This is a genomic window from Mangrovimicrobium sediminis (genome assembly GCF_004745945.1).
In the GTDB taxonomy this organism is placed as follows: domain Bacteria; phylum Pseudomonadota; class Gammaproteobacteria; order Pseudomonadales; family Halieaceae; genus Mangrovimicrobium; species Mangrovimicrobium sediminis.
Window position 1 is genome coordinate 372,619 of record NZ_SRLE01000006.1, and the last position, 14,110, is coordinate 386,728.

The 14,110-nt window shown below is 56.6% G+C and carries 8 protein-coding genes and 1 other RNA gene; 8 read left to right on the forward strand and 1 reads right to left on the reverse strand.

The features are described 5' to 3' along the window. Positions 1-57: 57 nt before the first annotated feature. Together ssrA and E4634_RS08450 are read left to right on the forward strand one after the other, a co-directional pair. Positions 58-414: a transfer-messenger RNA gene (gene ssrA, locus E4634_RS08445) on the forward strand. Between the two features lie 181 nt (positions 415-595). Next, on the forward strand, positions 596-1,837 hold the full coding sequence (locus E4634_RS08450) for a tyrosine-type recombinase/integrase (RefSeq protein ID WP_135442786.1): 1,242 nt from the start codon (positions 596-598) through the stop codon (positions 1,835-1,837). Here the strand turns inward: E4634_RS08450 and E4634_RS08455 are convergent. Next, a complete protein-coding gene (locus E4634_RS08455) occupies positions 1,834-3,351 on the reverse strand; it encodes a hypothetical protein (RefSeq protein WP_135442789.1) in 1,518 nt (505 codons plus the stop codon). The genes E4634_RS08450 and E4634_RS08455 overlap by 4 nt on opposite strands. A gap of 212 nt (positions 3,352-3,563) precedes the next feature. Here E4634_RS08455 and E4634_RS08460 point away from each other — a divergent pair, with 212 nt between their 5' ends. From E4634_RS08460 to E4634_RS08485, 6 genes are all read left to right on the forward strand, one after another. Next, entirely contained in the window at positions 3,564-4,181 is a 618-nt protein-coding gene (locus E4634_RS08460; RefSeq protein ID WP_135442790.1) for a hypothetical protein, read from the forward strand. Between the two features lie 76 nt (positions 4,182-4,257). Then, on the forward strand, positions 4,258-4,455 hold the full coding sequence (locus E4634_RS08465) for a helix-turn-helix transcriptional regulator (protein WP_135442792.1): 198 nt from the start codon (positions 4,258-4,260) through the stop codon (positions 4,453-4,455). 95 nt (positions 4,456-4,550) lie between these two features. Continuing rightward, the gene (locus E4634_RS08470; RefSeq protein ID WP_167854823.1) at positions 4,551-5,423 is read left to right on the forward strand and encodes a toprim domain-containing protein; all 873 of its coding nucleotides are present in this window, start codon (positions 4,551-4,553) and stop codon (positions 5,421-5,423) included. After that, on the forward strand, positions 5,420-6,880 hold the full coding sequence (locus E4634_RS08475; protein WP_135442796.1) for a YfjI family protein: 1,461 nt from the start codon (positions 5,420-5,422) through the stop codon (positions 6,878-6,880). Before E4634_RS08470 ends, E4634_RS08475 begins: the two co-directional genes overlap by 4 nt. 1,505 nt (positions 6,881-8,385) lie before the next feature. Continuing rightward, a complete protein-coding gene (locus E4634_RS08480; RefSeq protein ID WP_135442797.1) occupies positions 8,386-13,632 on the forward strand; it encodes a hypothetical protein in 5,247 nt (1,748 codons plus the stop codon). Positions 13,633-13,714: 82 nt separating this feature from the next. After that, complete coding sequence (locus E4634_RS08485; protein WP_135442799.1) at positions 13,715-14,065, forward strand: DUF3127 domain-containing protein; 351 nt, start codon at positions 13,715-13,717, stop codon at positions 14,063-14,065. Positions 14,066-14,110: the final 45 nt, after the last annotated feature.

The window sequence follows — 14,110 nt, forward strand, 5'->3', positions numbered from 1 at the left end:
GCGTGTGCAAATTTACCCGTTTCACACAAAAAGATGCGCTATAATCGCGCACTCACCGGGGGCGATTTGGATTCGACGACGGATACGAACCCTGAGGTGCATGCCGTGATGGCAGCCAATCACGTTAATCCAAAGCTGTACCTTAATAGTTGCCAACGACGACAACTACGCTCTGGCGGCATAAACCCCGCTAGCGGTCTTTAGCAAGGTTCCAGCCCCGCGCTACGGACTGTCATATAGAACTGGATCGCAGCAAAGTTCGCCCCGGGCGGCGCTGTTAAACTCTTACGGGGATCGCTATTCACGTCCTGCCCGTTGGGCTGTGAACGGCTAAATCAATAAACGGAATCTAAGCATGTAGAGCCGAAGGCAGACTACCGGCGGACGCGGGTTCAACTCCCGCCGCCTCCACCAACTACCCATCCAAGAACATCCAAGAACAACCCTAAGGCCCTGTAATACAGGGCCTTTTTGTTTATAATACATCCAGAGCCGTCCATCCTCATCCAGCGACATACCCCCACCATAGGGGGTAACTCCGGGGGTATTTCGACCCACCCCATTGGACATACCCCCAATCCACAGGAGGCGAGCCATGCCACTAACTGCCACTGAGGTAAAACAAGCCAAGCCCGGAGCAAAGCCGCGCAAACTTGCCGATGGACGGGGCTTATACCTACTGGTACAGCCCAATGGGGCGAAATACTGGCGTTACAAATACCGCTACGCTGGGAAAGAAAAAAGCCTAGCGCTCGGGGTTTACCCCGAAGTCTCACTAAAAGAGGCCCGCCGCGCCCACCAAAAAGCGCGCGACAGACTGACCGAGAACACAGACCCTGGAGAGGTGCGCAAGGTGGAAAAACTCACCCGCCACTTGGCTTCTGCAGAAAGTTTCGAGGCGATAGCGCGCGAGTGGTTTGCAACCAGAATGGTGGAAAAATCAGTCAGCCACCGGGAGCGCACGCTGCGCGCCTTAGAAAAAGACCTATTCCCCGCACTCGGCAATCGCCCCATTGCCGCCATAAACGCCCCTGAGTTACTCGCCGCACTCCGCCGCATTGAATCGCGAGGGGCAGTAGAAACGGCGCACAGGGCTAAGCAAACTGCTGGCCAAGTATTCCGATTTGCGGTTGCAACTGGCCGAGCAGAACGCGACCCCTCCGGCGACCTGAAAGGCGCACTCAAAAACCCTAAAAAGAAACACCTCGCGGCCATCACAGACCCCGCCGAACTAGGTTGTTTGCTGCAAGCAATGGAGCACTTTCAGGGTACTCCGGTTGTAAAAACTGCACTGCTTCTTTCCCCATTGCTCTTTCAGCGCCCGGGCGAAATCAGATCGATGGAGTGGGCAGAAATCAACTGGGAGGAAAAACGCTGGGAGTTGCCCGCGGAGAAAATGAAAATGCGTCTTCCGCACATTGTCCCATTGAGCACTCAGGCAGCGGCACTACTGCGGGCATTGCACCCCTTAACGGGTCGCGGCAGGTATGTTTTCCCCAGCGCAAGAGGGGCGAGTCGATGTCTTTCAGAAAACGGGGTGCGCACGGCTCTACGAACACTGGGCTATAGCAATGATACAGTCACTCCGCATGGCTTTCGGGCTACCGCCCGCACATTACTCGATGAGGTACTGGGTTACCGGGTAGACTGGATCGAGCATCAATTGGCCCATGCAGTAAAGGATACCAACGGCAGGGCGTACAATCGAACTACACACCTAGAGGGAAGAAGGGAAATGATGCAGCGCTGGGCTGACTACTTAGACACCCTGAAAGTGGCTGCCTGCGACGGAAACGTTGTCACAGGCAGGTTCACAAAAAGTCTCAGCAATCCTTAACTTTTCTGATTACTCTCGGCTAATTTTTTCCGAACTTGACCTAAAACCTCTAACCGACATGCCTGGAACTCTTCCATTGCAACGTTTACTGACGTAGATATAACATCCGCTCTTATACTGTCTCGCAGGTCGCATATTCGCGCCCAGAATGCCGCTCTCTGACAGTCGTCCAAATCGGACAAATTTACGCTCAGTATTCCTCGCGAGGAGTCCATTTCATCAGTCTCAATTGTAAAATTATAGATTTCACTTAGAACCCTTTGGTGAATGCGTTCACAATCGTCCAGATCGATCAAAAAATCCGTAACTTTGAGTCCGAAGGACTGCTGGTTAACTCGAGAGGTAGGGAAATCCCGCTCAATATCCGCAAGACCCACCTCCACGCGCTGGAGCAGCACCTCGCCATAATGATTCACTGAGGATATTCGTTCACAGAGCAAGCCTAAATTTTGCGTAATTCGTTTTCCGAGTCTCATATCAGACTCAAGAGAAATAACATTTTTTATATCAAGAAACTTATATTTTAAGTACCAGTGCTCCATCCGCTCGAGCGAATCAATAAGGCCGGGAAGAAATATTTTCCTTTGGAGATACTTCTCCGTCCGAGGTCTAGCCAATACAGCGATTTTCCTAACCACCATGCAGCCAACAATAACGGTTGAAAGCCCAACCCAAACCATGTTGTAACCAGTGAGGGCCTCAGAGAGCATAAGAAATCGTGGAATAAGATACCCAGAGATTAGAATCAGGACACAATATATGACGGTCTCAATTATTCCCTTTTTCAAACGCTCTAAATCGATTTGAGAGTCAATTATTTGAATTTGGGTGAGGAGTTTCGCATGAAGCGGGCGTAAATCCTTCATGCCATTCCCGATTTTTTCGAACCAGGTTTCCATAAAGTCTTTATCGATGTCGGGGACCCAGTTCTGTTTCTCAAGAAAATTTCTTGTCAGGACTCTTCTCGAATGCAAAATCGCAAATAGATCGTTGTATAGGTCACTAAATAGAACAGTCCATTCTCTATACAACTTTGTTCCAAAGGGAAAAAAACTGTCCTCTACATTAATCCGTTCACCAAACGTGCTATATGCAACACCCCTTCCTGACCAAGTAACGGTGTACGGTACTAAGCGAAGAATGCGGTTTGTGGCTATAGCAATTACAAGAACCGAAGCATCGTACCTTTCGTCAGGGTCCTCTGAGTAGAGTTTGGCGGGAAGGTTTTCCCTAAGCAATCGACCTATTGCCTTATCCCGATTGAGTTCGTCTGAGTTCACTAATGCTCGGTCAATGAACGAATAACAAATTCCGTCTACGGGCCCGCGCATATCGAAGGACTGAATCAGGTTTGCGATTTCTCTTCCAAGTTCGAATATTTTCGCTTCAGCCGCTGCTTTTTCTCTGATTTTGTAGATCCAAAAAGCCCCCAAAAGCGGCAGAACGATTGAGATTAGTCTCGGGACAATTTCCACAAGAGTGGAGTAGGCAATTTCTACGAATATACTTCCCATAAACCTGCACTTCCCTGTTGTTAGAACTCTGGCACAAAAAGAATACTCTTCACTCTGTGCAGCCCCTGAAAGGTAGATTCTATGGCGATAGTGTCGACGGGCAAAGCCAACACAGACTACAATTTGATCACAGCGCCTAGGATGGCCCCCGAAAAGCCGTAACCCTAACGGCCTGGCGCTGCCATCAATTTGGGGGCACCGAGGGGGTGCGTGTGGCAAAGCACAAAACGCCATATGTTGGAGGGTGGCACAACCTCACACTTTCCGATAGAAGCCTCGACGTACTGCGCAAGGTACCTGGCTACACTGGGGACCTAGAGACTCAAATATCGTTCAAATTTGGCGAATACCGTATGTGGGGTGAATTCTACGCCAGCCGGCCCACCTCCCGTGAAAAAATGGCTCTACTAGCAGACTTGGCAAAGTACTCAAAAAAAATGCAGGAATGCGTCGCTCTGCTTCCGAGTGATATGGAACAAAATATTGCGTTCTGGATGAACAACCTGCGTGGGGGCGACATTCTGGAGCATTTGCCCTCACGGTATATGGAGTACTTACAAGACCTTGAGGCTTGCTGCAAAACCGGAGTTGCAGAACTAAAGAACGCCCCCTATGACAAGGCTGGCGGCAGCCGCGAGATCGAGCGCCAACTACTGAGCGATGTTGCCGAGTTACTGGAATCACTGCCTGACATGACCCTGTCGAGAGCCGCAGAACTAGCCCACGAAATACTAATGCTCAACGGCATCAGAACCAACAGCGCGAACCCCCGGCGGACCGTCCGCAAAGTCAGACACCAGAGAGGGGGTCAAAGTCAGCCCGAAAACTAGGGGCGACTTAGACCCTGCAATTATCCGGCACATACCCTGAACATGTATCCAATGCCAACCACACAGGTACGGAGACATGGCACAGAAACCCGAAGACTACCGCCTCCTTAAACTTTCTGAGGTAGAAGCCCGCACGGGCAAAAGCCGTAGCAGCATATACGGAGACCCAGAATTCCCCCGCCCTATCAAAATCGGTCCCCGCGCTAGCGCGTGGGTTGAAAGCGAAGTGACAGCATGGATTGAGTCACGCATTGCCGCTCGGCAGGCCGGATAAGAGGCGGGAAAAATGAAAAACTCAGACACCGCCCCGGCACAGGGCGGCATCCAAAACTGCGCAGTACGATTCTACCAGAAATCTGGGGGTGGCTAGTGTTTGACTACCACCGCCAATTCGCCGACGCCATTTTCCATGATATTGGGGCAATCATCGAACCTATCGCAGACGGTCAATTGCACCGCTTTGACGATCCGAGCGGGAAACACCGCAATCGCGCATGCTGGTATGTATTCCACCTCGATAGCCGTCCGGCCGGCGCATACGGCAACTGGCGCACGGGAATCCAGTCAACCTGGCGTGGAGACACCCCGAATCACGGAACCCGCGTAGAGCGGGAACATACTTCCGAGTTGGTACGGCAGGCCCGCGAAAAGCGGGAGCGCCAGAATGCGGCAGCCGCCGAGCGGGCCAAATTCATTTGGAACCAAGCACAGCCGGCAACGCTGGCACACGAATATTTGGCTAGCAAGAAAATCCCCGCAATAGGGCTGCGGGTGTATCAATCCACGTTATTGGCTCCGCTCCGCTCTGTCAGTGGGGAACTGGTGAACCTGCAACGCATTTATCCCGACGGTACCAAACGCTTTCTGCATGGAGGACGCGTTACCGGCACTTTCTGGCTGCTGGGCCGAGAAGTTCCTCGCTCGGGAAAACTCTATATCGCTGAGGGTGTAGCGACGGCCGCCACTATTGCCAACACATTGCATACCCCGGTTGTTGCCGCAATGACGGCAGGGAATATTTTGCCAGTTGCCCAGTCAATCCGCGGGCATCACCCGGAATTATCGATTGTGATTGCCGCCGACAACGACCACGCCACACCGGGCAATCCCGGACTGAGCAAAGGGATGGAAGCCGCTCGCCAAGTACAGGCGGGACTGACCTGGCCCACTGTTTGCCACCTTCCGGACTGCCGCTGTACCGACTTCAACGATACGGCGAACTGCGAGAGGTCGCCGCAATGAACAAGGCACACGACATGTCCCCCAAGACCATGCCCCAAGACCTGGCGATGCCGCAACTGTTGGAGGTTGCTGATCGATTACAGTATCCGCTTGCACTGCTCGGGCCTCTGCTCGGCGATGCGGCGACAGCCATTGCAGAAGCGGTTCAGGCACCCCCGGAGATTGCTGCAAATTCCACGTTAGCGGTTGCCGCGTTCGCTGCTCAGGACAAAGCCAACGTGGTGATGGACGGGCGGCGCTACCCTCTGTCACTGTTTCTTCTGACAGTAGCGGAATCAGGTGACCGCAAAACTGCCTGTGACCGGGTGGCGAGTCAACCGCTGGATATATGGCAACGAGCGCGTGCCGAATCGCACCGACAGGCGCTGAAACAGTACCGGGATGAGGTGGACATTTACGAGGCGGAAAGACGGGACGCGCTTAGCAAAAAGAACTCAGGCGTCGAGAAGATCGCCGCTCTCGAAGCACTGCAAGCGCCGGAACCGCCGCCGGAGCCCATGGTCATTTGTCAGGAACCAACGCTGGAAGGTTTGCAGCGGTCTTTCCGGCAAGGCTGGCCGAGTCAGGCTTTGTTCAACGACGAAGGTGGCCAATTCTTTGGTGGCCATGCAATGAACCCAGAGAATGTCCTTAAAACCATCGCCGGGCTGTCCCGCTACTGGGATGGAAGCCCGATTATTCGCACGCGCGCTGCAAGGGGGGAAAGCGCCACCATGTACGACCGTCGCCTGTCTATTCACTTGCAGGCTCAGCCTCGCGTCGCTGCCGCCGTATTGTCCGACCAGTTATTGGTGGAACAGGGGATACTGGCCCGTTTTTTGGTGACAGAGGCTCGCACCCAGGCAGGAACGCGCCTGTATCGGGGGAGGGACCCATTCCAAAGCGCGGAGGTGCAACGCTTTCATCAGCGCATCCAAGCGCTGCTGTCACATGTCCCGGAGTTAGACGAAGGGGGTGGCTTGATTCTGCCGGATATTCAACTGAGCGGGGACGCAACCTCGCATTGGATTGATACTTATAACGCCACTGAGCGGGCCCAGGCCCCCGGAGCAGTGCTGGAACTTGTGAAACCTGCCGCCAGTAAAGCGGCAGAGAACGCGCTACGGATTGCTGGAGTGTTCGCAGTGCTTGAAAACACTGGCGAAATCACGGGAGAGCAGATGGCGCGAGCCTGGTCATTGGCTCAGTATTACCTGAACGGCACCTTACGGGCCGCCCAGTTGGCCGAGCAAAATGTGGCGGAGCAATCCGCCCATGAAGTGCTGGACTGGCTGCAAGGACGGAAAAATGGCCGGGCGACTATCGAGGAAATGAGCAAACTGCTGACTCCCAAACGGCACCGCAAAAGCGTGGCGCATATCCGCGCGGTACTTGCCCTGCTTACGGATACCGGCATGGTGCGAGTCGTGACTACCAATACCCGAAATGAGCCCGCAGCATGGGAGGTGCTGCGGTGAATTTGGTGGATTTGCTAGCCCCAATAAAGCAGGGAGGGGGGGAAGCACAGACAGAGGGGGCGGAGAGGGCGGAGAGGGCGGAAAGCCAGAACTCACAAGGGCTGAACATTCCGCCCGCTAAGGCGGAAACGGCCGATGGAAATTATAGTGGAGGGGAATCCCGCCCGAGTCCGCCCAAGGTAGCGAGGCCCAAAACCCATGCAACCACTACCTTTCCGCCCAATCCACCCAATCCGCCCGGGATATTCTCAGGAGTGGAAGCGCCACTGCCTGAGACACAGCAATATTTCGCTCAAAATGGCGCTTTTCTACTGCCTGAGGATATGAATTTTTTACGCAAGCACTTACCGCAAAGTACAACTGCCCGCAATGAAGCCATTTGGAGGTACTTGGCGAAGTGGCGCGAGGGAATGGAAACCGAACCTGTAACCCACCGGAAGGAAAACGCTGGCAGGCGGGCCGCGAACTCTGCTCTCCTCAAGGCGGAGGGGTGAACTGTCCTATCCCATTGGATAAACTACAAATTCAATTGATCCACCCGATAAAATTATTGGCAGCCTGTGAGGTGGTACCAAGATCGCCCGCGCAAATCGAGCCTGAATTTTGGCTGATTGACCACCTGAATTACACAACTGCAAAAATTTGTCGCTCGACTTAGTACTAACATGGGGAGCCATTTAAAAAAGGACCGGGGGGGGGCTCTCGGTTGAAAAGAACAACAGCCTCCGGCCCGGAATAATGATGCGAGCACCCGTGCGAAAATTGGCTGGTACGGTCTAAGCGACTGAACTTCCCGACACAAATTCCGAGGTGAAAAACGTAAAAAGGGGTATATATGGGGGTATATATACAAACATAATAAATTATTCTATTTATTATCAATTAGTTATGTCGGCTTTTCATTTGACGCCGCCTCCACCAATCAACACAAAAGGGCTACCGCAAGGTGGCCCTTTTTTGTTGATCAGCGGCAGACAGCTGAATCCGCGCCCGCAGGGCGCGGGTGGCCGAGCAAAGCGAGGTCTGCCGCAGCGGCCCGCAGGGCCAGCGCAGGCGCAACTCCCGCCGCCTCCACCAATCAACACAAAAGGGCTACCGCAAGGTGGCCCTTTTTGTTTGATCCGCGGCAGACAGCTGAACTACCGCCCAAAGGGCGAGGATAGCCGAGCGCAGCGAGGTCTGCCGCAGCGGCCCGCAGGGCCGGCGAAGGCGCAACTCCCGTCGCCGCCACTTCCCAGCCAGTTCCGGTGGATAAATTGCAACCAACGCCCACTCCAGGCGGCAGCGTCTTTCATCCCCTCCCCTCAGATGCGTGCAATCCGCTGTAATCGCGCGTTCTTTACAAAGCGACAGCATGTGCTATCCCAATACATTCCAATAATCATACGAACTTGCCAGGGAGAGGCAGAACGTGGTTCCGAACAATACTGCCAGCCACCAGCTTCGGACGGGGGTCGCCGCGTCGGTACAGACAGCGTGCTCACCGCCAGAGGGGCCGCACTGAAATGGCCAGCCTGCGTCGCAAAGTCGGGAATTACGCCTGGTTGATGGTCAGCCTGCTACTCGTTTTTGGCGTGGGCATCGCTCTGTATGTCATGGAGACGGAGAACCGCGGCAGCTATTTCCACCAACTGCGTTTTCGCCAACTCGGCGAGACAGCCCGTGGGTTCGAGACCAATCTCGCCAGCTTCAATACGCTTGCCAGGGAGCACCGGCAGATAGTCGCGCGGGAGTTGACGGGCGTGCTGGCGCTACGCGAGACCCTGGCCAGAATTCAGGAAATGCAGGTGCAGGGAGCAGTTGCGACTCAAGCCGCCGGCACACAAAGCCATCCCGGGCTGGCTCGCGCACAACAGGCGCAGACCGGACTAATGCTGTTCTACGAGGGACGCTGTGCCGATGGCGGCACCCTGAAACCACAGGGCTGGCTCGCCGAGCGCTTGCTCGAGCGCGCGAGGCTGCTGAATCCGGACTCACAGGCCGCGGCTTCTCCCGCCCCCGAGCCTGAGCCTGCCGCTGAGGATCCGAACACCGTTCCAGAACCAAAAAAAACCCTGAAAAACCAGATCTTGAACCTGGAAACCCAGATGTGTGCCGCAGGCGCCCTGGCCTCCATCCCACCCGGAGAAATGCTGGCCTGGGGCAACGCCATCGCAAAAGCGGCAGGTCGCATTCGCGCTGACGCCGAGGCCATAGAGCTTGAGGGCTACTCCGGCACGGCCGCCGCGACCGCCCGCGATATCCGGGAAATTCTCTCGACGTCGCTGCAATTGTTGCAGGCGGGACTCAATGGGGTATCGAAAAACCAGACGGAGAAAAACATTGAGAGCCTGGAGCACGAGCGCCTCACCCAATTCGTACAGGAGCAGATCGCAAAATTCTGGTCCGGGGAACTGAGCGCTTTCTGGCGCAATCCGGCACAGGCAAATCAGCAGGTGTTGCAGGCTGCGGCAGCCGCCACACCAGCAGAGATCCGCAAGAGCATGGACGCGCTCAACAGGTTGGTCCAAATCGTCGAGCAACGCTACACCGCACCCGACTCGCCGCTCAGTCCATCGGCGAAACAACACCGCCTCGCAGTCGACTTCGTCCAGGCGCCAACCATTAGTGGCGTTCCTATCTGCACGCGTGAAAAAGACTTCCTGCAATCGTTTGTATTCCCCGGTGGTGCCTCAGGCCCCTATGTGTCCAGTCACTACGCCATCGGCAACTGCATCGTCCAGTCCCAGTTGGCCTACGTCGCCTCGTTTTCGGAGCTGCTGGCACTGGAAGCGGACCAGTTTGCCCTGGTCATGATCGCGGATGCCAAAGGCCGGTTGCTGTACAGCGGTAGTGCCGAGCCGGGCAGTGACAACCAGTTCAACGTCAATATTCGCGACCTGCTTGGGCTCAGCGCGGAGGAGGCGGAACAAGCCGGTGGCGAACAGGGAGAACCGACCAATCGATCGCTGATCCGGGAGATCGACTACCTGGGTGTGCCTCACCTCGCCTATGTCCTGCCGCACAAGTTGAACACCCGCCACGTACAAATCCAGGACGATATCGCATCACCAGAAAAAAATGCCTCGACCGGTGAGGGCGAAACCGGCACGCGAAATGTGCTCGCACAGCAGCGCCTGGAAAGCCTGTATTTCGTCGGCCTGATTCCCGAACGCCAGGTCAAGAGCGACAAGCTGCGCCTGTCGCCGGGCTTCTACTCGGTGCTACTGGCAATAGCAATCGCCATCCTGCTTGGCTTTGTGTTCCTCAAAATCAAGTGGATTCACATTGCTGCGGCGTTTACCCGCTGGGATCGGCGCTTCGCTACATTCGCCGTCGTTTTGATGACGCTGCTGATTGCCATCGGCAGCACCACCTTGCTCGTCTACTCAAGCGTGCGACAGGACTTCAAAGCGGACGCCGCCCACGCCCTGCACCGCATCGCCAGCCGATTCGAGGATGAATTCAATCAGGTCCTGTACACCGCAGACAAATTACTGACCGATCCGCAACTGACCGCCAGGGTTCTGGGAACAGCGAATACTGCGGACAACCCGGCATGTGCAGCGGATGCGCCGGAGGACAACCGGGCCTCTCCCGCCGGGAAGTCGCTGTGCAGTACGTTCATGTGTGAGAAAAAGGACACCAGCGGCTCGCTATTCGGCGAGGTCACCAGCGGCTGGTATCTGCACAATCTCGAGGAAAATCGCTCTGCGCTAGCGGATTGCACAGGCGCCGTACAACAGCCCGACCTGCACTCGCTCGAGAACATCCTGATACTCGATGAAAATGGCAAGGTTAGCGGCGACCTGGTCCGGGGCAGCGAGAAGCTGGTACAGCTGATCTCCAGGCCAGACCTGAGCAAACGGCACTACTTCCAGCAGGCGAAAAGCGGCGACGTTTTACTGTGGCCCGTGACCCGGCAAGTCTCGAGCGATGAGGCGCCGGAAACAAACAACGCCAAGGCCACAGCCACTGAGGAGCACATTGCAGACATCCCGATAGCCATCGAACGCATCCTCAGCGTTTCCAATGGTTCGCTTTCAACCCAGGTAGCGCTGCCGCTGGAACAGCTTTGCACAGCGGTAAAGCCGGGGAACGGCACATATTTCCCCGGCTTCAACCGGCTGTGCGATGCACGATCAACGGCAGACGGGGCGTCGGCGCCGGCTGCTTCTCCGAGGCCGCTGGCATTGAGTTTCGGCTTCAGCCTCGAAGTTGCCCGCGCGCCGCTGCTCCCCAGCAACCTGAAGTTCGCAGTCATCGACAACGCCAGCGGAACAGTCCTTTACCACAGCCAGCCCCGGCGCAGCCTGGTCGAAAGCTTCTACGAGGAAACTGAATTCGACGCGGCACTGCTGGCCTATACCCGCGCCAACACAGCCAGGCAGCGCAGCGTGGAAGAAGACGACCCACCGTTCTTCGATGGTCTCTATCGCGGCGAGCGAACCCGTTTCTATCTCAGCCCGATCAATTCCAGGCTGCCCTGGACGCTCATCGTCTTCCATGAAAAGGAATACCTCGGCGCCTACCCCGCACTGCAGTTTGCCCTGTCCTTGATGATCGGTATCGGCGCACTGGTACTGATCTGCACCCTGGTGCTGATACTGGGGGCAAAGTGGAAGGGTATTACTTCCTGCCTGTGGCCGCGGCTGGAAGGTGTCGGATTCTACTGGAAGTGGGTACGGAGACTCCTGGTGATTGCAGCGGTTGAGAGTTGCCTGTTGGCGATCATCTTCCTCAGCCATGGACCGGACTCGTATATGGCTACCGTGGCCAGGTCCTTCTCCCTTTTTGTCGCGGGCTACCTGGCACTGTTTGCGATGCTGGCCGTCCTCCTGCATATATCCTTCCGCAAACGCTTTCGCTGCGATTTGCTACCCGGTGGCGCCCAAGCCAAGCCAGGCTGCTACGAGGGCAGCCAGAAGCTCACCCGCTCATACGCGCTGTACATATGGTGCCTACTGCTCGCCTGCGTCGCCATACCGGCTGTCGGTATCACCAACGCCATCGGGGTCAACCTGCTCCACGCTCTGGCCGACTACGACACCCTGATTCTCGACGAGCGCAGCGAGGAATCACATAAACTGGGCTGTGACTACCACGCGCGACGCGGCGAACCTTGCCCGGGCGGCAATATCCCGACTTTGCGCTGCCTCGATGTCGACCTGATGTACGCAGTTTTTGCCGAAGAAGGCGCCTGCTCCAACATTGAGACTGGCACTAAAACGCCAGCCGAGGAGCGCATACTGCTTCGCCACGAGAGCAAGCGCTCAACACGACAGTCAGCCGGCCCCTACGACGTCAATTTTGAACTCATGCTGAGACTGATCTCGCCGGTCTGGGAGCACGCGGGATTACTGCGCACCCTGGCCTTCGACAACCCGGCCGAGACGCCGGAACCGGATACACCTGCACAGGCGTCGACAACGGTTGCAGCCGACTACACCTACCCCAACTTCGTACAGTTGCTCCGGGCGATGTACGAATCGTGGCTGGGGTTTGGGGTTGTCCTGGCGACGCTGTTCCTGGCCTGGCTGGTCTACCAGGCAATTCGCTTCCTGGCGCGCTACCTCCTGGGCACGGGTGTCCCGGTAAGTTATCGCACCACACCGCAGGTGCTTTGCGTGGACTGGGACAATTTTGTCGAGGTATGCAGGAACAGGTCCACCGGAGACGTGGAACGCCTTACCACAGACATTGCGGCCGGCAAGCGCGCGCGGGCGCTGTGCATTCGCCCGATGCAACGACAAATGCAGGTGGACTGTCCGGTCTGGAGTGAAAACTGCACGCTGCGCAACGACGTCGGCACTGCCCGGCCCATCGACCTCTCCACCCTTCTGTGCGAACCAGGAACAGTCGACAAGCTGGCCCGCAATATCGCCCGATCCTCTCACCCCGGGCCGACCCTGCTCATGCTGGAAAATATAGAGTCTGCGGCATTCGATACCGAGCGACGCAAGCGTCTGCTGGAATTCCTGGAGCAAGTCGTCCTGGCGCCCCGCGGGCCTGCGGTGGTTATCTTCTGTGATGTTTCTCCGCTATACCTGCTGACCAACCAGAAGCAATACCTGGCCAATGGCGAGGACGATGACAAGACCAGCTACGATCCCGCAGAGATTCTGCGCTGGTCCAAGCTGCTGGCAAAATTCAGCAAGTACTATGGCTGGGCACCGTGCCTGATGGAGATCGATCAACAGATGTCGGTAGCTCGCCAGACACTGATAAAAGAACTGCGTGTATGGCCACAGCTACTGCCCCTGAAAGACGTGTTCACGGCGCAAATCGGCAAACGCATTGACAGTCTCAGCGAGGAACAGGTCGTGCAGTTTGTCGGCGCCCACGCCGGCGCCGAATACCGGCGCCGCTGGAGCCTGTGCACGCGCGCCGAGCGCCTGATGCTCTACCAACTGGCCAACGGGCTGATTATCAACACCCGTAACATCGAGCCGCTGGAGCACCTGATTCGCCGCGGCTATATCGAGCGCAACCCACACTGGGCCATCGCCAACCAGAGCTTCGCCCGTTTCGTGCGCAGCGCCGAATCCAGCAGCGTCTTCGCCACCTGGATGGAAGAGGCGGACCGGGGCGTATGGCGCCTGCTGAAGGTACCTATGCTGGGCTTCGCGCTGGTGATCATCGGCATCATCATCTACAGCACCCAGCAGGAGCTGAATTCCTTCGTCACGCTGTTCAGCGGTGTGCTGGGCCTGATTCCCCTGCTGCTGCGCAACATCAGCCTGCTCAGCGGCAACGGCTCCGGCGGGCGCTAGGCGGTGTTTTGCGCGCGGGCGCTACACACGCCGCGGCCCGCGCGTTAGACTGTGCGCCCACCAGAATCACCACGGTTGAACAATGGCCTACGAACTGTCCGGCAAGATCAAACTGCTCATGGAACCCAGAACCTTCGACAGCGGCTTCACCAAGCGCGAGATGGTCGTCGTGGTCGAGGACGGGCGCTATCCGCAGGAGATCCTGCTCGAATTCGTGCAGGACAAGGTCGCGCTGCTGGAAAGTCTCGGCCCGGGCGATGAGGTCAAGGTGACCTTCGACATCCGCGGCCGCGAGTACAACGGCCGCTATTTCAACAACCTGCAGGGCTGGAAAGTGGAAAGCCTGGGGCAGGACGCGCCGGGACAGAGCCAGGGCGAGCAACCGCCCTTTCCCTCGCCCGAGGACTTCGGGGATGACGACATCCCCTTCTAGTTAACGCTCCCGGCGCGCCTTTCCACCCGGTGCATGACCAGCGCT

What these genes read in the sequence shown, in the direction of transcription:
- E4634_RS08485 (WP_135442799.1), top strand. Translation starts at nt 13,715, where the DNA reads ATGGCCTACGAACTGTCCGGCAAGATCAAACTGCTCATGGAACCCAGA.
- E4634_RS08480 (WP_135442797.1), top strand. Translation starts at nt 8,386, where the DNA reads ATGGCCAGCCTGCGTCGCAAAGTCGGGAATTACGCCTGGTTGATGGTC.
- E4634_RS08465 (WP_135442792.1), top strand. Translation starts at nt 4,258, where the DNA reads ATGGCACAGAAACCCGAAGACTACCGCCTCCTTAAACTTTCTGAGGTA.
- E4634_RS08455 (WP_135442789.1), bottom strand. Translation starts at nt 3,351, where the DNA reads ATGGGAAGTATATTCGTAGAAATTGCCTACTCCACTCTTGTGGAAATT.
- E4634_RS08475 (WP_135442796.1), top strand. Translation starts at nt 5,420, where the DNA reads ATGAACAAGGCACACGACATGTCCCCCAAGACCATGCCCCAAGACCTG.
- E4634_RS08450 (WP_135442786.1), top strand. Translation starts at nt 596, where the DNA reads ATGCCACTAACTGCCACTGAGGTAAAACAAGCCAAGCCCGGAGCAAAG.